Here is a 20,866-nt window from a genome sequence, read left to right on the forward strand (position 1 = left end):
CCTTCGTACTCACCCTCTCGGGCTTTCCTCCGGGCGCTTCCCTTCGGTGTTTCCAGCTTAGCAGATCCGATTTCCGTTTCCGCCACCCGCTGGAGCGGGCTGCCGGGCCGTTCTTCGCTTTCGCGTTTCCCTTTCCGGCGGTTCCGACTCTATCAGATCCTTTCGGGCCTGACTCCCAGTCAGAGGGGGTTGTCTTTCCGGCCGCTTTGGCCGTTCCGGCGAGTGAGACTTTAGCGGATTCCTCGCCCCCGACGCTAATCGGGCTGCGTTCATTCGAACGCGGATTCCTCATTTCGCAAAAGCGCACACAAAGCAAGGCGACGGTGTGTCGCTCACTTGGAGTAGGTCTTGCGGAATGGCTGTCCGGGGCCGACCGGAGTCGGTGCTCACGTCGGACAACCCGGAGAACACTACGGATCGGGGTTTTGCATGTCAACCCGAGGCACGAGGGCGTACTCTCCACGTATGACTACGCATGCGTGCACCCTTCAGTGGTGGGCCGCCTGACGGCGGCCGGCACACACGCATGCACTCAACGGCCGCCGCTTCGGCGGCCGTTTGCGTTTCTCCCTCCGGGGGGGCCGGCCGCTGATGGCGGCGGCTCCGGCAGGAGAGGGAGAACGAACAGATGAAGCGGACCTTCAGCGGGGTCAAGCCCACGGGGCATCTGACGCTCGGGAACTACCTCGGGGCCGTGCGGCGGTGGGTCGAGGCTGATCAGCATCAGTCGGACGCGCTGTTCAGCGTCGTGGATCTGCATGCCCTGACCGTGGAGCACGACCCTGCGCGGGTGAGAAGGCTGAGCCGTCAGGCGGCGACTCTGCTGCTGGCGGCCGGGCTGGATCCGGAACGGTGCACCCTGTTCGTTCAGAGCCATGTGGACGAACACGCCCGGCTCTCGTATCTGCTGGAGTGCACGGCCACGGACGGCGAGATGCGGCGCATGATCCAGTACAAGGAGAAGGCGGCGGGTGCGCGGGCGGCCGGGGAGAGTGTGCGGCTGTCGCTGCTGACGTATCCGGTGCTGATGGCGGCGGACATCCTGGCGTACGCGACGGACGAGGTACCGGTCGGGGACGACCAGGCACAGCACGTCGAGCTGACGCGGGATCTGGCGGTGCGGTTCAACCAGCGGTACGGGCATGTCTTCACCGTGCCGAAGGCAACGCATCCGCAGGTCGCGGCGAGGGTGATGGATCTGCACGAGCCGGCGTCGAAGATGGGGAAGTCGCACGAGAACGGGGCCGGGATCGTCTATCTGCTCGACGACGCGGACGTGATCCGGCGCAAGATCATGCGGGCTGTGACGGACAGCGGGGAGGACGTCGAGTACGACCGGGAGGGCCGGCCGGGGGTGGCGAATCTGCTGGAGATTCTTTCCGCCTGTGAGAACGGGAACCCGGAGGCCTTGGCCGGTGTATATGAGTCGTACGGCGCGCTGAAGAAGGACACGGCCGAGGCAGTGGTGGAGTTGCTGAGGCCGTTGCGGGAGCGGCATGCGGAGCTGGCGGCCGATCCGGCATATGTGGATGAGGTGCTGAGGGCGGGGGCCGCTCGGGCCCGGGGGTTGGCCCGTCCTCTGGTGGATCGTGCCTATCGGGCGATCGGGCTGCTTCCGGCCGGCTGACGGAAGGCTGCCCGGTAGTCGCGCGGGCTGGTGGCGAGGTGAGCTGCGAAGTGCTGGCGCATGGTCACCTCGCTGCCGAAGCCCGTGCGGCGCGCGACTTCAGGGATGGGGTGATCCGTGAGTTCGAGGAGTTTCTGGGCGGCTGCGACGCGCTGGGTGATGAGCCAGTGGAGGGGAGTGGTGCCGGTGCCGGCCTGGAAGTGGCGGGCGAAGGAGCGCGGGGACATACCTGCGCGGGCGGCGAGGGACGCGACGGTGTGGGGTTCCGCGAGGTGGGCGAGGGCGTAGTCGCGGACGGCGGCGAGGGCGTCGGCGTCGCGGTCGGCGCGTGGGGTGGGGTGCTCGATGAACTGGGCCTGAGTGCCGGTGCGGAAGGGGGCGGTGACCATCGACCGGGCGATGGTGGCGGCGGCCTCGGCGCCGTGGGTGATGCGGACGAGATGGAGGCAGAGGTCGATGCCGGCGGCCGTACCGGCGGAGGTCCAGATGCTGGCGTCGTGGAGGAAGAGCGCGTCGGGCACGACGGTGACTTGGGGGTGGTGCTCACGGAGGAGGTGAGTGAGGTTCCAGTGGGTGATCGCGCGGCGGCCGTCGAGAAGGCCGGCCTGGGCGAGGGTGAAGGCGCCTCCGCAGAGCGCGGCGATCGCGGTGCCTCGGGTGTACGCGCGGCGTAGGGCGTCGAGGACCGGGGGCGGCGCGGGCGTGAGGTGGTCGTCCAGGCCGGGGACCACGACGAGGTCGGCGCGGCTGAGCCAGGCGAGGGTGCGGTCGGGGGTGAGGCTGAGACCGCCGCGCATGGGGACGGGGGTGCGGTCGGTGCCGGTGCGGCGGAGTTCGAAGGGAGGTACCCCGCGGTCGGTGCGGTCGACGCCCCAGACCTCGCTGATGACGGAGACGTCGAACGCGCGGATGCCGGGGAAGGAGAGGAGGGCGATGCGCTGAGCTGCTGGTGACACGGTCGCCATGGTGGCAGTAAACCATCGATCGCTGGCTTCTGCTCCCCTGTGAAGGAGATGCGGGCGGCGACAGCATGGTGGCCATGGAGATCGCAGAGAACGCAGCGCTGGTCGTCGTCGACGTACAGAAGGGGTTCGAGGAGGAGGAGTTCTGGGGGCCTCGGAACAATCCGCAGGCGGACGGGAACATCGCCTCGCTGATCGATGTGTGGCAGGCGAGCGGGAGGCCGGTCGTCTTCGTACGGCACGACTCCTCGAAGCCCGAGTCGCCGCTGCGGCCGGGGTACGAGGGGAATGCCTTCAAGGAGTACGTGGAGCAGAGAAGGGGGAAGGGCAGCGGGGCGGAGCTGCTGGTGACGAAGACCGTGAACTCGGCGTTCTACGGGACACCGGATCTGCGGGCGTGGTTCGAGGCTCAGGGAGTGCGGCAGTTCGTGGTGGCCGGCATCCAGACCAATATGTGCGCGGAGACCACGGCGCGCATGGGCGGGAATCTCGGGTACGACGTGCTGTTCGCGCTGGACGCGACGTACACCTTTGATCTGGCCGGGCCCTTCGGGTGGACGCTGGGCGCGGACGAGCTGGCGCGGGCCACCGCCGTGTCGCTGCACGGGGGTGGGTTCGCCGGGGTGGTGTCGACGGAAGAGCTGGTCGCCGCGGCCGCGAAGTGAGCGTCAGCCGTTGCCGGAGGCGAGCTCGCGGCTGCGGTCGCGGGCCGCTTCCAGGGCGGCGATGAGGGCGGCGCGCACCCCGTGGTTCTCGAGCTCGCGGATGGCGCTGATGGTGGTACCGGCCGGGGAGGTGACGGCTTCGCGGAGCTTGACCGGGTGTTCGCCGGAGTCGCGGAGCATCACGGCGGCGCCGATGGCGGCCTGGACGATGAGGTCGTGGGCTTGGGCGCGGGGCAGGCCGAGGAGGATGCCGGCGTCGGTCATGGCCTCGACGAGGAAGTAGAAGTAGGCCGGGCCGGAGCCGGAGAGCGCGGTGGCGGCGTCCTGCTGGGACTCGGGGACGCGGAGGGTCTTGCCGACTCCGCCGAAGATCTCCTCGGTGTGGGCGAGGTGTTCGGCGGTGGCGTGGCTGCCGCCGGAGATGACGGACATGCCTTCGTCGACAAGGACAGGCGTGTTCGGCATGACACGGACGACGGGGGTGTTGGGCGCGAGACGGTCTTCGATGGTGGAGGTGGTGATACCGGCTGCGGCGCTGATGACGAGACGGTCGGCGGACACGTGGGGGGCGAGTTCGTCGAGGAGCTTGCTCATGTCCTGGGGCTTGACGGCCAGGATGAGGGTGTCGGCGCGCTTGGCGGCGTCGGCGTTGGTGACGGCTTCGACGCCGTAGCGGGTGCGGAGCTCATCGGCGCGTTCGGCGCGGCGTGCGGTGACCAGGAGGGCGGAGGCGGGCCAGCCGGCCCGGATCATGCCGCTGAGCAGGGCCTCGCCGATCTTGCCGGTGCCGAGGACTGCGACTGTCTGGGTCATGCGGGGTCACCTCGCCGGTGGGGATGTGCTCATTGCTGTAGTGCTCATTGCCGTACGTGGATGAGTGATCCATGTACGGCAACATCCTCGCACCGGTGAGGTGGAAGTGCCGGAGGTGTCCGAAGGGCGGTCACGCGGTGCGGCGGCGGAGCGTGGCTGCGCCGAGGGTGAGAACGAGGAGGGCGCAGGCGGCGACGATGAGGACGTCGCGGATGAAGTTGGCGGTGACGTCGGTGTGCCGGAGCACTTCGTTCATGCCGTCGACGGCGTACGACATGGGCAGGACGTTCGAGATGCCTTCGAGGACGGGCTGCATGTTGTCGCGTGCGGTGAACAGTCCGCAGAGCAGCAGCTGAGGGAAGACCACGGCGGGCATGAACTGGACCGCCTGGAACTCGGAGGCGGCGAAGGCGGAGACGAAGAGGCCGAGGGCCGTGCCGAGCAGGGCGTCCAGCAGTGCGACGAGGAGCAGCAGCCAGGGTGAGCCGATGACGTCGAGGTCGAGGAACCACAGGGCGAGGCCGGTGGCGAGGGCGGACTGGATGATGGCGAGCAGGCCGAAGGCCACGGCGTAGCCGGCGATCAGGTCGCCCTTGCCCAGCGGCATGGCGAGGAGGCGTTCGAGGGTGCCGGAGGTGCGCTCGCGGAGGGTGGCGATCGAGGTGATCAGGAACATCGTGATCAGCGGGAAGATACCGAGCAGCGATGCGCCGATCGCGTCGAAGGTCCGGGCGCTGCCCTCGAAGACGTAGCGCAGCAGGAAGAGCATCACGCACGGCACTAGGAGCATCAGGGCGATCGAGCGCGGATCGTGGCGCAGTTGGCGCAGGACGCGGGCAGCGGTGGCGAGGGTGCGGGCGGCGGAGATGGCGGGCGCGGCGGCGGGCGCGGTCGGTTGGGCGTTCATCGTGCGGTCTCCTGAAGGGCGTTGGCCGTGTCGACGAGGTGGAGGAAGGCGCCTTCGACGGTGGCGGTGTCGTTGCGGTGCCGCAGGGCGTCGGGGGTGTCGTCGGCGAGGAGTTCGCCCTCGCGCAGGAGCAGCAGACGGTGGCAGCGCTCGGCCTCGTCCATGACGTGCGAGGAGACGAGGATCGTGGTGCCCCGGTCCGCGGCGATGCGGTGGAAGAGGTCCCACAGGTCGCGGCGGAGGACCGGGTCGAGGCCGACGGTGGGTTCGTCGAGGACGAGCAGTTCGGGGGTGCCGATCAGGGCTACGGCGAGGGAGACGCGGCTGCGCTGGCCGCCGGAGAGCCGGCCTGCGAGGACGTGGGCGTGGTCGGCGAGGTCGACATCGGCGATGGCCTGGGTGACGTGCCGGCGGCGGCGCTCGGCTGCGGTGCGGCCGGGGTCGAGGATGGCCGCGAAATAGTCGAGGTTCTGGCGGACCGTCAGGTCGTCGTAGATGGAGGGGGCCTGGGTGACGTAGCCGATCCGGGAGCGGAGGGAGGCGTCGCCCGCCGGACGGCCGAGGACGTCGAGGGTGCCGGTGACTTTGGCCTGTGTGCCGACGACGGCTCGCATCAGGGTGGATTTCCCGCAGCCGGACGGGCCGAGGAGGCCGGTGATCTGGCCGGGTGGGACGTCGAAGTCGAGGGCTCGGAGGACGGTGCGGGGGCCGCGGACGACGGTGAGCGCGCGGGCGTGGATGGCGGGGTGGCCGGCGCGCTCGGAGTCCCCGGGATCGTTATTCATCATGCGATGAATAATGATCCCGGGGGAATGGGGCGTCAAGCCTGTGAGGAGGAACGTTTGGACACAGCCAACCGCCTGCCCGCACCCGCTCGTGCTCCACAAGTCACGACATGCCCGGTGTCAGGGGGATGGCCCACGGGCGGCGGGAAGCCTGGCGGAGGAGACGGACCGTGGAGCTGACCACCTGCTCCTTGGTGCGAGCGGCGAGGCGGCCCTTGAGGAGGCGGTTGCGCGGGGTGTCGTCCGGGCTGACGAACCGGATCAGGCCGTCGTGGCGGCCGAGGCTCACGCCCTGGATGAGAAAGCCGAAGTTCGGCGGTCGCGGCGAATTCGGTGTTCGGGACCATCGCGGCTGCCCAGACGACCTCGTCCGCGTCGATGTCGTCGGCGTGCGCGACCCGTCGGCCCTCCTTGACGCGGACACCGCGCGCCTCAAGGACCGTACGGACGTGGCCGCGGCCCCGTGCCGAGAGTCCGGCGCCGATGTCGCCGGCCGAGTGGAGCCGGACGTCCCATTCGGGGTGGGCCTCGGCGAGTTCGATGCCGGTGAGCCCGCCGCCGACGACCGCGAGGGAGCCGGGCCCGTCCTGGAACCCGGTCCGGCTACCGGCGCTTCGGCTTCTTACGGGCCGCCGACCGCGCCGCCGGATTGCCCGCGCGCGTGGTGCGGCGCTTCTCGTACTGGGCTACGGCCGTCTCGTACTCCGTGCGCCGGAGCTTCTCGCCCGGGGCCTCGATGAGCGAACGGACGAAGTACGCGAGCAGCAGACCGATGAAACCGATCGCCTTGAGGCTGCGCAGGGACTCGTCGCGGGCGGGATCCGCGGAGCGGCGTGTGAAGCCCTCCCAGGCCTTGCGGAACGCGATGGCACTGCAGATCGCGAACATCACGACCACGAGCGTGTTGACGAAGCCGCCGACCTCGGCGGTCTCCAGGCCCTGGTACGCGATCCGGAGGACCAGACACCCGGCGGCGGCCGCGGCGAGCGAACCGGCGGCGACGGCGGCACGTCGCAGCGCGTAGCCGCCGTCGTGGTCGACCCAGGTGGTGCCGAAGAACCGGATCGGCTCGGGTTGCGGACCGGTACGGGCGGCACTGCTCTCACTGCCCTTGCCGGTCCCACTAACGGCGCCGGTTCCGGCCGGGGTCACGGCCGGGGTCCCGGTGCCGCCGTTCCCCTTCGGGGTGGCCTTCTCGTTCTCGCTCACAGGGTCGATTATCCCCGGCATCCCCGGCGTCCCCCGCGCGGGACCAGAGCCGTCAGGAACTCGGGAGCTCAGGCGCTGCGGCACTCCCGCGCTCAGGCGCTCAGGAGCACTGCGGCGCGACGTAGCCGTCGCTCCCCGTGTTCACGTAAGCGTCCGAGACGTACTCGCCGTCGGCGATGTTGTCCCACAGGGTGGTCGTGCCGTACGGGCCGGTGATCCGCTCACCGGGCTTCTGGCAGTAGACCGGCACCTTGACGTTGTACGGCAGGGTGCGGATCAGCCGGAACTGCCGCCCCGGGCCCGACCGGACATTGACCCGGTAGCCCGGCGCGATCGGATACCGGACGACGTCCGCGGCGGCTTCCACCCGGACGGCGGCGGCAGCGGCACTCTCATTGATCTCTTCAACGGCCATGTGGCCCTCCCCCGTTGCTGTTCACCCTCTGCGACGCGCAGGCTAGCAAGCCCCGTCCGCGTTGAACGAACCATCGACTAGGCTCCGTGAGTCGCGCTTGCGGACGAACACACGGGGGTGGACGATGCCGCCGCTGCGAGAGAGCGGGACCGGCCCGGAAGCGGAACAGCCCGGATACGCGGGGCGGTACCGTCTTGAGGCGTGCCTGGGGGCCGGCGGCATGGGGGTCGTGCACCTCGCACGCTCGGCCTCCGGTCTGCGCCTCGCAGTCAAGATCGTGCATGAACAGTACGCGGCGGACCCGGAGTTCAGGGCCAGGTTCCGGCAGGAGGTCGCGGCCGCACGCCGGGTGAGCGGGGCCTTCACCGCATCCGTCGTGGATGCCGATCCGGACGCCGAACGCCCCTGGATGGCGACCCTCTACGTCCCCGGGCCCACGCTCGCCGACCAGGTGAAGCGGAGCGGCCCCATGGCCCCCGCCGAGCTGCGCAGGCTCACGGCCGGGCTCGCCGAGGCCCTGCGCGACATCCACCGCGCCGGGGTCGTCCACCGGGACCTCAAGCCCAGCAACGTCCTCCTCACCGACACCGGTCCGAAGGTCATCGACTTCGGGATCTCCCGGCCGTTCGACAGCGATCTGCGTACGGAGACGGGGAAGTTGATCGGCTCGCCGCCCTTCATGGCGCCCGAGCAGTTCCAGCGACCGCGCGAAGTGGGGCCTGCGGCCGATGTGTTCGCGCTGGGGTCGGTGCTGGTGCACGCGGCAACGGGGAGCGGGCCTTTCGACTCGGACAGCCCGTACATCGTGGCGTACCAAGTGGTCCACGACGAGGCGGACCTGGCCGGCGTACCGGCCGAACTCGCGCCGCTGATCAGCCGGTGTCTGGCCAAGGAACCCGCGGAGCGGCCCACTCCGGACGAGATCATGGCGGAGCTGCGCCCTCCGTCGTACGAGGCGGCGGCCTTCATACCCGCTCAGCGGCGGTCGAGCGGTGCGCAGCCCTCGCCGGCCGAGGAGCCGGACGCCCCTGACAGCTCCGGCGGCCCGGCGCCCGCCTCGCGAACTCGCATGCGGAGCACGGGGAGTACGCGCAGTACGCGTAGTACAGGAAGCACGGGGAGTACAGGGAGCACCGGAGGCACGGGGAGCACACGGCGTACGCGGACACGCAGGCGTCTGCTGTCGGCGGGCGCCGCGCTGCTGCTTCTCGCCGCCGGTGGCACGCTCGCGGTACGGGAGTACGGCACGGACGCACCTGGCACCGCGCGCCCCCGCGCGGGTGCGGCCAAGGAGTTCACCCCGTGGGAGACGAGCCTGCGTGCCTCGGGTGGCTCCGCCCCCGCAGCCGCCCCCGCCTGCGGCTTCGCGGACGGGTCGCTCTACTGCTCCGTGCGCGGTGTCGGGGCGGCGCGGCTCGATCCCACCGACGGACGGGTGATCTGGTCGGTCACGGCGCCCTCGGGAAAGACCGCTGAGGGCGACGCCTCCGTCCCCGCCGTCTCCGGCGGGCTGGTGCACACCACCGCGGCCACGGCACGGACGGCGAAGATCCAGACGTACGGTCCGGCCGCCGGCTCACCCGGCTGGAGCGCGGACGTCTCCGCCTTCCTCGGTGGCGTCGGTTACGCGGGCGACACCGTCCTCCTCGTCTCGCCGGCCGGCACGATGAAGGCTCTGGACGGGGCCACGGGGAAGACGCGCTGGCGCCACGCTCTGCCCGGGCACCGCCGCCCGGGCTTCGGCCCCCACAGCGCGGCGACCGGCCTTCTCCATGTTTTCGAGAACGCCCCGGACGGCGCCACCACCCTGGTCACCGCGGTGAACCCGCGCAGCGGCGACGTGGCGTGGCAGCGCAGGCTCGACGGAAACCTCACCCCGGCCGCGACCGCCGACGGCACGCTCTTCCTCACCTCGACGGACCGGAACACCCAGACCGACGCGATCGTCCGCTACGACCCCCGGAAGCGGACCGCGCACCGTGTGAAGCTGCCGTTCCCCCTCGCGGAGCCGAAGCTCGCCGTACGGGGAGACATCGCCTACCTGCTGGCGAGGGGCGGCACACTGCTGGCCGTCGACACCCGTCGTACGACCGCCGCGCAGAGCGCCGAACTGTGGCGCCTGGAAACCGCGGCGGGACGCGCCTCCCACCCCGCTCTCGCCGGGGACGACCGGCTGTACTTCTCCGCCGCCGACGGACGGCTCTTCGCCGTCGACACGCAGCGCGGCGTCGTCCTCGGCCAGACCCGCGCCCGGCTGCACGGCGGCAGACTCGGCTTCGCGGGCGCGCTGCCCGCGCCCGTCACGGCCGATGGCAAGGTCTTCGCGACCGCCCCGGACGGCTCGGTCTTCGCCGTGGACGCCGCGGATCCGGCACGCTGGTGAGCCGGGGTACGCAGGTGAAGCCCCGGCGGGACCTCCCACCGGGGCTTCGGACGACTCAGAACTCGACCGAGACGTCGTCCGACAGGGCTCGGCCTGATCGGGCTCAGCCCAGCTTCGACACGTCCCGCACCGCGCCCTTGTCCGCGCTCGTCGCCATCGCCGCGTAGGCGCGCAGCGCCGCCGAGACCTTGCGCTCGCGGTTCTTGGGGGCGTAGACGCCGCCCAGGGCCTCACGGCGGGCTTCCAGCGTGGCGTTGTCCACGAGGAGTTCGATCGAGCGGCCCGGGATGTCGATACGGATGCGGTCGCCGTCCTCGACGAGGGCGATCGTGCCGCCGGACGCGGCCTCCGGGGAGGCGTGGCCGATGGACAGGCCCGACGTACCGCCGGAGAAGCGGCCGTCGGTGACGAGGGCGCAGGCCTTGCCGAGGCCGCGGCCCTTCAGGAAGGAGGTCGGGTAGAGCATCTCCTGCATGCCGGGGCCGCCGCGCGGGCCCTCGTAGCGGATGACGACCACGTCGCCTTCCTTGACGACCTTGGACAGGATCTTGTCGACGGCCTCGTCCTGCGATTCGCAGACGACGGCCGGGCCCTCGAAGGTCCAGATCGACTCGTCGACACCGGCGGTCTTCACGACGCAGCCGTCCTCGGCGATGTTGCCCTTGAGGACGGCCAGGCCGCCGTCCTTGGAGTAGGCGTGCTCGACGGAGCGGATGCAGCCGCCCTCGGCGTCGACGTCCAGGGAATCCCACCGCTCGGACTGCGAGAAGGCGGTCGCGGAGCGGACGCAGCCGGGGGCCGCGTGCCACAGTTCGACGGCCTCGGCGGAGGGGGAGCCGCCGCGGACGTCCCAGGTCTTGAGCCACTCGGCGAGGGACGCCGAGTGGACGGTGTGGACGTCCTCGTTGAGCAGCCCGCCGCGGTACAGCTCGCCGAGGATGGCGGGGATGCCGCCGGCCCGGTGGACGTCCTCCATGTAGTACGTGCCGCCGGGGGCGACGTTCGGCGCGACCTTGGCCAGGCAGGGGACGCGGCGCGAGACGGCGTCGATGTCGGTCAGGTCGTAGTCCAGCTCGGCCTCCTGGGCCGCGGCCAGCAGGTGGAGGATCGTGTTGGTCGAGCCGCCCATGGCGATGTCGAGGGCCATCGCGTTCTCGAACGCCTCGCGGGTGGCGATGTTGCGCGGCAGGACGGACTCGTCGCCCTGCTCGTAGTAGCGCTTGGTGATCTCGACGACCGTACGGCCCGCGTTCTCGTACAGGGCCTTGCGGGCGGTGTGGGTGGCGAGGACCGAGCCGTTGCCCGGCAGGGAGAGGCCGATGGCCTCGGTGAGGCAGTTCATCGAGTTGGCGGTGAACATGCCGGAACAGGAGCCACAGGTCGGGCAGGCGTTCTCCTCGATACGGAGGACGTCCTCGTCCGACACGTTCTCGTTGACCGCGTCGACGATGGCGTTGATCAGGTCGAGCTTGCGGACCGTGCCGTCCACGAGGGTCGCCTGGCCGGCCTCCATCGGGCCGCCGGAGACGAAGACCGCGGGGATGTTGAGGCGCATCGCGGCCATCAGCATCCCCGGGGTGATCTTGTCGCAGTTGGAGATGCAGATCAGGGCGTCGGCGCAGTGCGCCTCGACCATGTACTCGACGGAGTCCGCGATCAGGTCCCGGGAGGGCAGCGAGTACAGCATGCCGCCGTGGCCCATCGCGATGCCGTCGTCGACGGCGATCGTGTTGAACTCGCGGGGCACCGCGCCCGCCGCCAGGATCGCGTCGGAGACGATCCGGCCGACCGGGGCGAGATGCGTGTGGCCGGGCACGAACTCGGTGAAGGAGTTGGCGACCGCGATGATCGGCTTGCCGATGTCCGCGCCCGCTACGCCCGAGGCCCGCATAAGGGCGCGGGCGCCCGCCATATTGCGGCCGTGGGTGACTGTGCGGGACCTCAGCTCGGGCATCGTCGCTCGCTCCTTCAGACAGTTCTGGCTGCTCTCGAGCGTACGCCGATGCTCCAAGATCTGGACGCGTGGTCCGGAATGCGGGACGGGGGTCCGCGTTTCGGGCAGCCGACCGTACAGCCGGGAGCCCTCGTACGCGCGGGCGCTCAGGCCTCCGTCAGGTACCTCTGCAGCGTCGGCGCGACCAACGCGATGATCTCCTCCGGGTCCGCCGAGGCCAGCGGCTCCACCTGGATCACATACCGCAGGATCGCGATGCCGATCATGTGCGAGGCGGCCAGCTCCGCGCGGAACTTCGGGTTCGGTACGTCGAGGTCCGCCGCCACCCGCTCCAGCAGTCGTCTGAGTACGAAGCCGCGCAGCACCTTCGCCGCCGCCTCGTGCGTGAGCGCCGAGCGGATGATCGCCAGCAGCGGGGCCCGGGTCACCGGGTTCTCCCAGACGCCGATGAAGTAGCGGGCCAGCCTTTCGCCGAGGCCTTCCGTGCCCTGGCCCAGGACCGCCGGGATGACGAGCGCGGGCTCGAAGGACACCTCGATGGCGGCCGCGAAGACCTCGTCCTTCGTGCCGAAGTAGTGGTGGACGAGAGCCGGGTCGACGCCTGCCGCCTTGGCGATGCCGCGCACCGACGTCTTGTCGTAACCGCGCTCGGCGAACTCGGTGCGGGCCGCCAGCAGGATGCGCTCGCGGGCGCCGGGCCCGGTGTCCGCCTCCGCGCGGGCGGGCCGGCCGCGCCGCCGGGGCGCCTCGCCGGTCATGATCCGCCCGCGGCACCGGTGACGCCGCCCGCCGCGCCGGCGGTGCCCCGGGGCGCTTCCTGCGAAGGCGTGCTCGCCGACGCCAGATGCAGCCGGGTGAAGGCCAGCGCCTCCGCCAGGTCGGCCTCCCGCTCCGCCGCGGACATCGCCCGGCGCGTGTTGACCTCGATGACCACATGGCCGTCGAAGCCGGTACGGGCAAGGTGCTCCAGCAACTCGGCGCACGGCTGGTCGCCGCGTCCCGGCACCAGGTGCTCGTCCTTCGCCGAGCCCTTGCCGTCCGCGAGATGGACGTGTCCGAGCCGGTCGCCCATGCGGTCGACCATGGCCAGGGTGTCCGTGCGGGACGTGGCCGTGTGCGAGAGGTCGATCGTGAAGTGCCGGTAGTCCTCTTTGGTGACGTCCCAGTCGGGGGCGTACGCGAGCATCTCGCGGTCGCGGTAGCGCCATGGGTACATGTTCTCGACGGCGAAGCGCACATCCGTTTCGTTCGCCATCCGCCAGATGCCGGAGACGAAGTCGCGGGCGTACTGCCGCTGCCAGCGGAACGGCGGATGGACGACGACGGTCGACGCGCCGAGCTTCTCGGCGGCCGCCTGGGCGCGCTGCAGCTTCACCCACGGGTCGGTGGACCAGACCCGCTGCGTGATCAGCAGACACGGCGCGTGGACGGCCAGGATCGGCACCTGGTGGTAGTCGGAGAGCCGGCGCAGCGCCTCGATGTCCTGGCTGACCGGGTCGGTCCAGACCATGACCTCGATGCCGTCGTACCCGAGGCGCGCGGCAACCTCGAATGCCGTCGCCGTCGACTCCGGATAGACGGAAGCCGTCGACAGGGCGACCTTCGCATCCGGGATGCGCACCACTGGTTCTGCCACGAGGGACAGATTACGGTCCCGCATCAGGGGGTGGGGAGGTGGTCCAGGCGTCGCAGGATCACGCCCTCGCGCAGCGCCCACGGGCAGATCTCCAGCGTCTCGACGCCGAACAGGTCCATCGCACCCTCCGCGACCAGGGCTCCCGCCAGCAGCTGGGCGGCGCGGCCCTCGGAGACACCCGGCAGCGTGACGCGCTGCGCGGCGGTCATGCCGGCGAGCTTGGGGACCCACTCCACCAGTGACGTATGACTGAGCTCACGTTGGGTGTACAGGCCCTCCGCGGAGCGCGCGGCGCCCGCGATACGGGCGAGCTGCTTGAAGGTCTTGGACGTGGCGACGATGTGGTCGGGGCGTCCGAAGCGGCTGAACTCGCCGACCGCGCGGGCGATGCTGGTGCGCACATGGCGGCGCAGCGACCGCACGTCCTCGGTGGCGGGCGGGTCGCCCGGCAGCATCGCCGCGGTGAGCCGGCCGGCGCCGAGGGGCAGGCTGACGGCGATGTCCGGCTCCTCGTCGATGCCGAGCGCGATCTCCAGCGAGCCGCCGCCGATGTCCAGGACCAGCAGTTTCCCGGCCGACCAGCCGAACCAGCGGCGGGCCGCCAGAAAGGTGAGCCGGGCCTCCTCCTCGCCGGTGAGGACCTGCAGGTCGATACCGGTCACGGTCCTGACCCGGTCCAGTACGTCGTCGGCGTTGGTGGCCTCGCGGACCGCGGACGTCGCGAACGGGAGCACGTCCTCGCAGCCCTTGTCCTCGGCGGCCTGCAGGGCGTCGTGCAGGGTGGCGATGAGCCGGTCGACGCCCTCGGGGCCGATCGCTCCGTCCCCGTCGAGAAGTTCGGCGAGGCGCAGCTCCGCCTTGTGGGAATGGGCGGGCAGCGGCCGTGCGCCGGGGTGTGCGTCCACCACCAGCAGGTGCACCGTGTTCGAACCGACGTCGAGGACTCCGAGTCTCATGTACGGAACGCTACTGCGGCGGCGCGCATACCCTTGACTCGTGCCAAAGACGAAAAAGGCGAAGCCGGACAAAGCAAAGCCGAAGAAGTCCGTGAACAGTTCTCCCCGCTCTCCACGCGTCGAGCCGGACGAGAAGGGGCTGGACTTTCCGCGTGCCTGGGTCGAGTTCCCCGACCCCGCCGACGACGAACAGGTCTTCCGCTGTGATCTGACCTGGCTGACCTCGCGCTGGACGTGCATCTTCGGGAGCGGCTGCCAGGGCATCCAGGCGGGCCGCGCCGACGACGGCTGCTGCACGCTCGGGGCGCACTTCTCCGACGAGGACGACGAGAAGCGGGTCGCCGGTCATGTGGCCCGGCTCACGCCGGAGCTGTGGCAGTTCCATGACGTCGGTACGGAGTCGGGCTGGGTCGAGCTCGACGAGGACGGGGACCGCCAGACGCGCCGCTGGGAGGGCTCCTGCATCTTCCAGAACCGCCCGGGGTTCGCGGGCGGTGCGGGCTGCTCGCTGCACATCCTGGCGCTGCAGGAGGGCCGCGAGCCGCTGGAGACCAAACCCGACGTGTGCTGGCAGCTGCCGGTGCGCCGGACCTACGAGTGGATCGACCGGCCCGACGACACGCGCGTGCTCCAGGTCTCGATCGGCGAGTACGACCGCAGGGGCTGGGGCCCGGGCGGCCATGACCTCCACTGGTGGTGCACATCTGCGACCTCGGCCCACGGCGCGGGCGAACCGGTCTACGTGACCTACCGCCCCGAGCTGACGGAGCTGATGGGCAAGGCCGCGTACGAGGTGCTGGTGGAGCTGTGCGAGGCACGTCTGGCGTCGCAGCTCCCGCTGGTGGCACCACACCCGGCGGATCCCGCCTAGGCCTGTCCGGGGCCCGACGACGAGGCCCGCCGACGGGGTCCGGACGGGAGAAACGCTTCGTCAGCCGGTGGGCGCGGGGTCCTCGCTCGCGGGCGGGGGGGCCGGGTCCCCAGGGGACTGCGGCGGCTGTGACGAAGGGGGCTCCGACGAAGGCGGCGGTTCCGTCGCGGGCGGGGGCTCGGAAGACGGCGGCGGCTCCGAAGGAGGGGGCTCGGAAGACGGAGGGGGCTCGGACGGCGGGGGCTCGGAAGACGGAGGGGGCTCCGACGGAACGGAGCCGCGGCCGTCGATCCTGAGCACCGTACCCGCGGGATCGACGCCGACGCGGGCGGTCCATGGGCCGGCCGGTTCCGTCGCGTGGTTCACAGCGATGTGGACCGTGACCGACTCACCGGGGCTGAGCGTGCCGGACGTGCGGCTGGCGTGCAGCCAGGGGGCGTCCGTCCAAAGGGACCAGGTGACGGGGGCGCCGCCGGAGGCCCTGAGAGTGATCATCGTGGTGTCGCCGGAGGGCTGCGCCTCGACCGTGAGCCGGCCGGGGCCCTGGCCCGGCGCCTGGCCCAGCGCCGACGGCGCTCCGGGCGGCAGGCCCGGGCTGACGACCTCGACGGAGATCCCCGCCGCCTCGGCGCGGGGGAGGCCGCCGACGCTGAAGCGGGAGCCGGGCTCCTCGCGCGCGTTCCCCGCGTTCTCGTAGTGGCCGTACGGGTCGCCGTCCAGGCCCCGGGGCTCGTCCGCCTCGCTCGCGGAGAACAAGGAGCCTTCGTGGGCCTCGCCGGTCAGGGGGGCGCCCCGGTACGCCGCCCAGAGCGCGAGGACAGGCGCGGCGACGACCGTCGCGACGACGGTCGTGGTGACCGCGCCGGCGCGCAGCCGGTTGCGCCGGGCCACGTGGTCCTTGGGGTCCAGGGGGAAGCCGTCGCGCCCGAAGCGCGGCGCCGCCGCGCGGGCCCGCGGGACGTGCAGCATCGCGCCGTACACCTCGGCGCGCGGCGCGGCCACCAGAGGCAGCGTCGCCGGGGTGACCGTCGAGCCCGGCCAGGGCCCTGCGGCACCCGCGCGCTCGGCGGCCCGGCGGCAGCGCGGACAGTCGTCGACATGGCGGACGAGCTCGCGCCGGAGCGTCGCGGAGAGCAGCACCTGGTGGTCGCCGGTGAGCCGGGCGACGGACGGACAGTTGCCGGTCTCGACGACGGCGAGCGCCGCGCGGGTGCGCTCCACCTCGCAGGCGGCGGAGGCGAGCAGCTCGCGCGCGGCAACGGGCTCCATGCCGACGACGGCGGCGACCTCGCGCGCGCCGAGCTGGTGCCGTACGGCGAGCTCCAGCGCCTCGCGCTGCTCGGGGGTGGTGCCGGCGGCCTCCGGCCAGGCCAGCTCGGCGAGTTCGGCACGGTGACGTTCGGCGGACTCGGCGGCCTCGGCGGCCTCCCGGGGGGCGGCCTCCTCCGACAGGGCGGCGGACCGGCCGGTGTGCGCCCCCGGCCCCTGGCGCTTGCGGCGCCGCTGCTCGCTGAGGGCGCGCAGACAGGCCCACCGGGCGAGCGCGTACAGCCAGGCCTTCCGCTCGGCCTCCCCGTCGGGACATCGGCCGTAGTGCCGCTCCGAGATGGCGAGGACCTCACCCAGCACGGCCGTGGCGGCCGCATGGTCGCAGAGCACGGAGAGGCAGTACGTGAAGAGCCCGTCCAGGTGGGCCTCGTACCGCGCGGGCGGCGTCCGCCCGTGGGCCGGCCGGGGCGCTCGGCGTTTTGTCCGGTGTGCGCCGGTGGTGTGTGCGGGGGGCTCCAGCATGCTGCTCGTCACCCGGCGACCGTAGGCAGCGGAAGGCACACCCTTCGCGCCGCTTGAGCACATTTAATCCTTACGGGTGAACGTATCCCTCAAAAGAGGACAGGAGCATTTGCTTCCACGCGAGTGATTGTGGTTGTCGCCCGGGGCGTATGCACGATGAATGTGCGCGCGTCACTGGGCGTACTCCTGCTCCCGTGCCGCGTTGTCAGTGGGTCCCGCTACGGTTTCCCGCATGGCTGCCCGTACGAAATCCGCGAAGGACCGGCCGTCCTACCGATGCACCGAATGCGGCTGGACGACCGCCAAGTGGCTCGGCCGCTGCCCCGAGTGCCAGGCCTGGGGCACGGTCGAGGAGTACGGCGCACCCGCGGTCCGCACCACCGCCGTCGGCCGCGTCACCAACGCCGCACTGCCCATCGGCCAGGTCGACGGCCGGCAGGCGACCGCGCGCACCACGGGCGTCGACGAGCTGGACCGGGTTCTCGGCGGTGGTCTCGTGCCGGGCGCCGTCGTGCTGCTCGCGGGCGAGCCGGGCGTCGGCAAGTCCACACTGCTGCTCGACGTCGCGGCGAAGGCGGCGAGCGACGACCACCGCACGCTGTACGTCACGGGCGAGGAGTCCGCGAGCCAGGTCCGCCTCCGCGCGGACCGGATCAACGCGCTGAACGACCATCTGTATCTCGCCGCCGAGACCGACCTCTCCGCCGTCCTCGGCCACCTCGACGCGGTCAAGCCCTCGCTGCTCGTCCTCGACTCCGTCCAGACGGTGGCCTCCCCCGAGATCGACGGGGCGCCGGGCGGTATGGCCCAGGTCCGTGAGGTCGCGGGTGCGCTGATCCGCGCGTCCAAGGAGCGGGGCATGTCCACGCTGCTGGTGGGCCACGTCACCAAGGACGGCGCGATCGCGGGCCCGCGGCTGCTGGAGCACCTCGTCGATGTCGTGCTGCACTTCGAGGGCGACCGGCATGCCCGTCTGCGCCTCGTACGGGGCGTCAAGAACCGCTACGGGGCGACGGACGAGGTCGGCTGTTTCGAGCTGCACGACGAGGGCATCACCGGCCTCGCGGACCCCAGCGGGCTGTTCCTCACCCGGCGCGACGAGCCCGTGCCGGGCACTTGTCTCACGGTGACGCTGGAGGGCCGGCGCCCGCTCGTCGCCGAAGTGCAGGCGCTGACCGTCGACTCGCAGATCCCGTCGCCCCGGCGCACGACCTCCGGTCTGGAGACGTCCCGGGTGTCGATGATGCTGGCCGTACTGGAGCAGCGGGGCCGGATCAGCGCTCTGGGCAAAAGGGACATCTACAGCGCGACGGTCGGCGGCGTGAAGCTCTCCGAGCCTGCCGCGGATCTCGCGATCGCCCTCGCGCTGGCCTCAGCGGCCAGTGACACCCCGCTGCCGAAGAACCTGGTGGCGATCGGCGAGGTGGGTCTCGCGGGCGAGGTGAGACGGGTCACGGGCGTCCAACGCCGGCTGGCCGAGGCCCACCGTCTCGGCTTCACCCACGCCCTGGTCCCGTCCGACCCGGGCAAGGTCCCGCCGGGTATGAAGGTCACAGAAGTCGCCGACATGGGTGACGCGCTCAGGGTGCTCCCGCACGGGCGCAGGGCAAAGGCCCCACGGGGCGAGGAGGTCCGCCCGTAGAGCGGCCGCGGCCGGCTCACGGGTGGGGGACGGCGGGGCCACCTCCCGTGCCCGAAGGGCCACGGGGGAGGGGCCGGGCGACAGCCATCCCTGCGCGACGCCGCCCGGGCCTGGCCGGGGTCGCTAGACTTTGCCCTGGTCTCGCCAGTCCGTACGAGCCGGAGGAGTGCAGTGGCAGCCAACGACCGGGGCTCAGCACCCGGAAAGTCCGGCGGAGGCTCCGGGGGATCCGGCACGGAAGCGCTGATGCGCGCCTCTCTCAGTGCAGTCGCCCCGGGCACCGCCCTGCGTGACGGCCTGGAGCGCATTCTCCGGGGCAATACGGGCGGCCTGATCGTCCTAGGAATGGACAAAACGGTCGAATCCATGTGCACGGGCGGCTTTGTGCTGGACGTGGAGTTCACGGCGACGCGGCTGCGCGAGCTGTGCAAGCTCGACGGTGCGCTCATCCTCGACAAGGACATCACCAAGATCCTCCGGGCCGGCGTCCAGCTGGTCCCGGACGCGTCCATCCCGACCGAGGAGACCGGCACCCGGCACCGGACCGCCGACCGCGTCTCCAAGCAGTGCGGCTTCCCCGTCGTCTCCGTGTCCCAGTCGATGCGGCTGATCGCGCTGTACGTGGACGGGGAGCGGCGCGTCCTGGAGGAGTCCGCGGCGATCCTGTCCCGGGCGAACCAGGCACTGGCGACCCTGGAGCGGTACAAGCTCCGGCTGGACGAGGTCGCCGGCACGCTCTCCGCGCTGGAGATCGAGGACCTGGTGACCGTCCGCGACGTCACGGCGGTCGCGCAGCGCCTCGAGATGGTGCGCCGCATCGCCACGGAGATCGCGGAGTACGTGGTGGAGCTGGGTACCGACGGGCGGCTGCTCGCCCTCCAGCTCGACGAGTTGATCGCGGGCGTGGAGCCGGAGCGGGAGCTGGTCATCCGCGACTATGTCCCGGAGCCGACCGCGAAGCGGTCCCGCACGGTCGACGAGGCGCTCGTCGAGCTGAACGAGCTGACCCACGCCGAGCTTCTGGAACTGCCCATCGTGGCAAGGGCGTTGGGGTACAGCGGTTCGCCCGAGACCCTCGACTCCGCGGTGTCGCCCCGCGGTTACCGGCTCCTTGCGAAGGTACCGAGGCTGCCCGGAGCGATCATCGAGCGCCTCGTGGAGCACTTCGGCGGTCTGCAGAAACTTCTTGCCGCGAGCGTCGACGATCTCCAGGCGGTCGACGGCGTCGGCGAAGCGCGCGCCCGCAGTGTCCGCGAGGGGCTGTCGCGCCTTGCGGAATCGTCCATCCTGGAGCGCTACGTCTGAAGCTCGCGCAGCGGGAGCCGTCCGTCGGCTCGCTGCGCGGGCGCAGCAGCAGTACCTCGCCGCGCGGTTCCGCCCCTGATCCGGAACGCCCGGCCCCAGGCCCTGTCCGGGACGGGCCCCAGGGTCTAGTCCTTCTCCAGGCGGAACGACGCGGGAGACACCGTCGCTCCCGGGAACGTGGCCTCCAGCAGGTAGGAGCCCGGAGCCGCCGGGCCGGCGGGCGGGGTCGCGCACTGGGGGCTGCTCCTGCGGCGGTCCCAGTCGACGGTGTGGGTCACGGTCCGGCCCGCGGGGAACTTCAGGAACAGCGTGCCGCCGCCGGGCGGGCAGTCCTTCGAGGACCACACCTTGTCGTTCTTCCCGTCGGTGATGGCCGACACCGTCAACACCGCGGTCTTCGGCCCGAAGTCGGCCTTGCACGTCACGGACGAGGTGTTCCTCACCTCGAACGCGAACCGGGGGGTCTCGTCCGGACCGTAGGCGGGCTTGAGGCTGCGCAGCGCCAACTTCAGTGCGCCCGGGGCGCATTCGGGCAGTGCGGAGCCCGCCGGGACCTGCTCCCCCACGCTCGCGCCGCCGCCGTTCGCCGCGCCGCTCGCGCCCGGATCGCCGTTCTTGCCGCCGTCGGCGGTGCCCGCGTCCGTGCCCGTACCGACGTCCCCGCCCGTACCATCACTTCCGCCGGATTCGCCCGACTCATCACGCCCGCCCGGCTGTTCACTGATCGCGGTACCCGACCCGCTGGGTCCCGGAGTGATGGAGGGCGCCGGCTTCGCGTCGTTCGGCTTGCCGTCGTCGCTGCTCTTCACGCCGCTGTCACCGGAACCGACGGCCCATGCGATCAGCAGCGCGAGCAGCGCCATCAGGGTCAGCGCGACTGCCCTCCGTCGCCAGTAGATGGAGGAGGGGAGCGGCCCGACCGGATTGCGCAGAGATCCCACGTAC

19 protein-coding genes and 1 pseudogene are annotated in these 20,866 nt (G+C 71.4%); 6 read left to right on the top strand and 14 right to left on the bottom strand.

The window, feature by feature from the left end; genetic code table 11:
* Window positions 1–628: 628 nt before the first annotated feature.
* A complete protein-coding gene (gene trpS, locus AC0699_RS09990) occupies window positions 629–1,627 on the top strand; it encodes a tryptophan--tRNA ligase (protein ID WP_478657963.1) in 999 nt (332 codons plus the stop codon).
* Here trpS and AC0699_RS09995 read toward each other — a convergent pair.
* Entirely contained in the window at window positions 1,594–2,583 is a 990-nt protein-coding gene (locus AC0699_RS09995; protein ID WP_478657965.1) for a GlxA family transcriptional regulator, read from the bottom strand. The two genes, trpS and AC0699_RS09995, sit on opposite strands and share 34 nt — an antisense overlap.
* A gap of 83 nt (window positions 2,584–2,666) precedes the next feature.
* Here AC0699_RS09995 and AC0699_RS10000 point away from each other — a divergent pair, with 83 nt between their 5' ends.
* Window positions 2,667–3,254: a cysteine hydrolase family protein gene (locus AC0699_RS10000; RefSeq protein WP_478657967.1), complete on the top strand. Its 588-nt coding sequence runs from the start codon at window positions 2,667–2,669 to the stop codon at window positions 3,252–3,254.
* 3 nt (window positions 3,255–3,257) lie between these two features.
* Here AC0699_RS10000 and proC read toward each other — a convergent pair whose 3' ends face one another.
* From proC to AC0699_RS10035, 7 genes and pseudogenes are all read right to left on the bottom strand, one after another.
* A complete protein-coding gene (gene proC / locus AC0699_RS10005; RefSeq protein ID WP_453662484.1) occupies window positions 3,258–4,067 on the bottom strand; it encodes a pyrroline-5-carboxylate reductase in 810 nt (269 codons plus the stop codon).
* Between the two features lie 130 nt (window positions 4,068–4,197).
* Window positions 4,198–4,974 (bottom strand): ABC transporter permease, encoded by a 777-nt coding sequence (locus tag AC0699_RS10010; RefSeq protein WP_478657969.1) that lies wholly within the window; start codon window positions 4,972–4,974, stop codon window positions 4,198–4,200.
* Window positions 4,971–5,762, bottom strand: a complete 792-nt coding sequence (locus AC0699_RS10015; RefSeq protein WP_478657971.1) for an ABC transporter ATP-binding protein — start codon at window positions 5,760–5,762, stop codon at window positions 4,971–4,973. The genes AC0699_RS10010 and AC0699_RS10015 overlap by 4 nt, the downstream gene beginning before the upstream one ends.
* A gap of 100 nt (window positions 5,763–5,862) precedes the next feature.
* Entirely contained in the window at window positions 5,863–6,048 is a 186-nt protein-coding gene (locus AC0699_RS10020) for a hypothetical protein (protein ID WP_478657973.1), read from the bottom strand.
* Between the two features lie 73 nt (window positions 6,049–6,121).
* Window positions 6,122–6,409, bottom strand: a pseudogene (locus AC0699_RS10025) (pyridine nucleotide-disulfide oxidoreductase); the annotation flags it as partial.
* Window positions 6,363–6,968, bottom strand: a complete 606-nt coding sequence (locus AC0699_RS10030) for a hypothetical protein (protein WP_478657975.1) — start codon at window positions 6,966–6,968, stop codon at window positions 6,363–6,365. The pseudogene AC0699_RS10025 and the gene AC0699_RS10030, both read right to left, overlap by 47 nt.
* 100 nt (window positions 6,969–7,068) lie before the next feature.
* Complete coding sequence (locus AC0699_RS10035) at window positions 7,069–7,383, bottom strand: SH3 domain-containing protein (protein ID WP_478657977.1); 315 nt, start codon at window positions 7,381–7,383, stop codon at window positions 7,069–7,071.
* Window positions 7,384–7,507: 124 nt separating this feature from the next.
* Between AC0699_RS10035 and AC0699_RS10040 the strand changes: the two genes are divergently transcribed.
* A complete protein-coding gene (locus AC0699_RS10040; RefSeq protein ID WP_478657980.1) occupies window positions 7,508–9,766 on the top strand; it encodes a protein kinase domain-containing protein in 2,259 nt (752 codons plus the stop codon).
* Window positions 9,767–9,869: 103 nt separating this feature from the next.
* Here the strand turns inward: AC0699_RS10040 and ilvD are convergent, their stop codons facing one another.
* The 4 genes from ilvD to AC0699_RS10060 all read right to left on the bottom strand — a co-directional run bounded on the left by ilvD (window position 9,870) and on the right by AC0699_RS10060 (window position 14,312).
* On the bottom strand, window positions 9,870–11,720 hold the full coding sequence (ilvD, locus tag AC0699_RS10045; RefSeq protein ID WP_478657982.1) for a dihydroxy-acid dehydratase: 1,851 nt from the start codon (window positions 11,718–11,720) through the stop codon (window positions 9,870–9,872).
* 146 nt (window positions 11,721–11,866) lie between these two features.
* Window positions 11,867–12,478, bottom strand: a complete 612-nt coding sequence (locus AC0699_RS10050; RefSeq protein WP_478657984.1) for a TetR/AcrR family transcriptional regulator — start codon at window positions 12,476–12,478, stop codon at window positions 11,867–11,869.
* Window positions 12,475–13,356, bottom strand: a complete 882-nt coding sequence (locus AC0699_RS10055; RefSeq protein ID WP_478657987.1) for a sugar phosphate isomerase/epimerase family protein — start codon at window positions 13,354–13,356, stop codon at window positions 12,475–12,477. The genes AC0699_RS10050 and AC0699_RS10055 overlap by 4 nt, the downstream gene beginning before the upstream one ends.
* Before the next feature lie 23 nt (window positions 13,357–13,379).
* A complete protein-coding gene (locus tag AC0699_RS10060) occupies window positions 13,380–14,312 on the bottom strand; it encodes a Ppx/GppA family phosphatase (RefSeq protein WP_478657989.1) in 933 nt (310 codons plus the stop codon).
* Between the two features lie 40 nt (window positions 14,313–14,352).
* Here AC0699_RS10060 and AC0699_RS10065 point away from each other — a divergent pair, with 40 nt between their 5' ends.
* Window positions 14,353–15,183, top strand: a complete 831-nt coding sequence (locus AC0699_RS10065; protein WP_478657992.1) for a DUF3109 family protein — start codon at window positions 14,353–14,355, stop codon at window positions 15,181–15,183.
* 60 nt (window positions 15,184–15,243) lie between these two features.
* Here the strand turns inward: AC0699_RS10065 and AC0699_RS10070 are convergent, their stop codons facing one another.
* Window positions 15,244–16,974: a BACON domain-containing protein gene (locus tag AC0699_RS10070; RefSeq protein WP_478658536.1), complete on the bottom strand. Its 1,731-nt coding sequence runs from the start codon at window positions 16,972–16,974 to the stop codon at window positions 15,244–15,246.
* A gap of 232 nt (window positions 16,975–17,206) precedes the next feature.
* Between AC0699_RS10070 and radA the strand changes: the two genes are divergently transcribed.
* Both radA and disA read left to right on the top strand, forming a co-directional pair.
* On the top strand, window positions 17,207–18,616 hold the full coding sequence (gene radA / locus AC0699_RS10075; protein WP_478657994.1) for a DNA repair protein RadA: 1,410 nt from the start codon (window positions 17,207–17,209) through the stop codon (window positions 18,614–18,616).
* A 171-nt stretch (window positions 18,617–18,787) separates the two neighbouring features.
* Window positions 18,788–19,921, top strand: coding sequence for a DNA integrity scanning diadenylate cyclase DisA (disA, locus tag AC0699_RS10080; RefSeq protein ID WP_469770789.1), 1,134 nt, complete (start codon window positions 18,788–18,790; stop codon window positions 19,919–19,921).
* A gap of 125 nt (window positions 19,922–20,046) precedes the next feature.
* Here disA and AC0699_RS10085 read toward each other — a convergent pair whose 3' ends face one another.
* Entirely contained in the window at window positions 20,047–20,862 is an 816-nt protein-coding gene (locus tag AC0699_RS10085) for a hypothetical protein (RefSeq protein WP_478657997.1), read from the bottom strand.
* Window positions 20,863–20,866: the final 4 nt, after the last annotated feature.

The organism is Streptomyces sp. NPDC043870 (assembly GCF_056435785.1).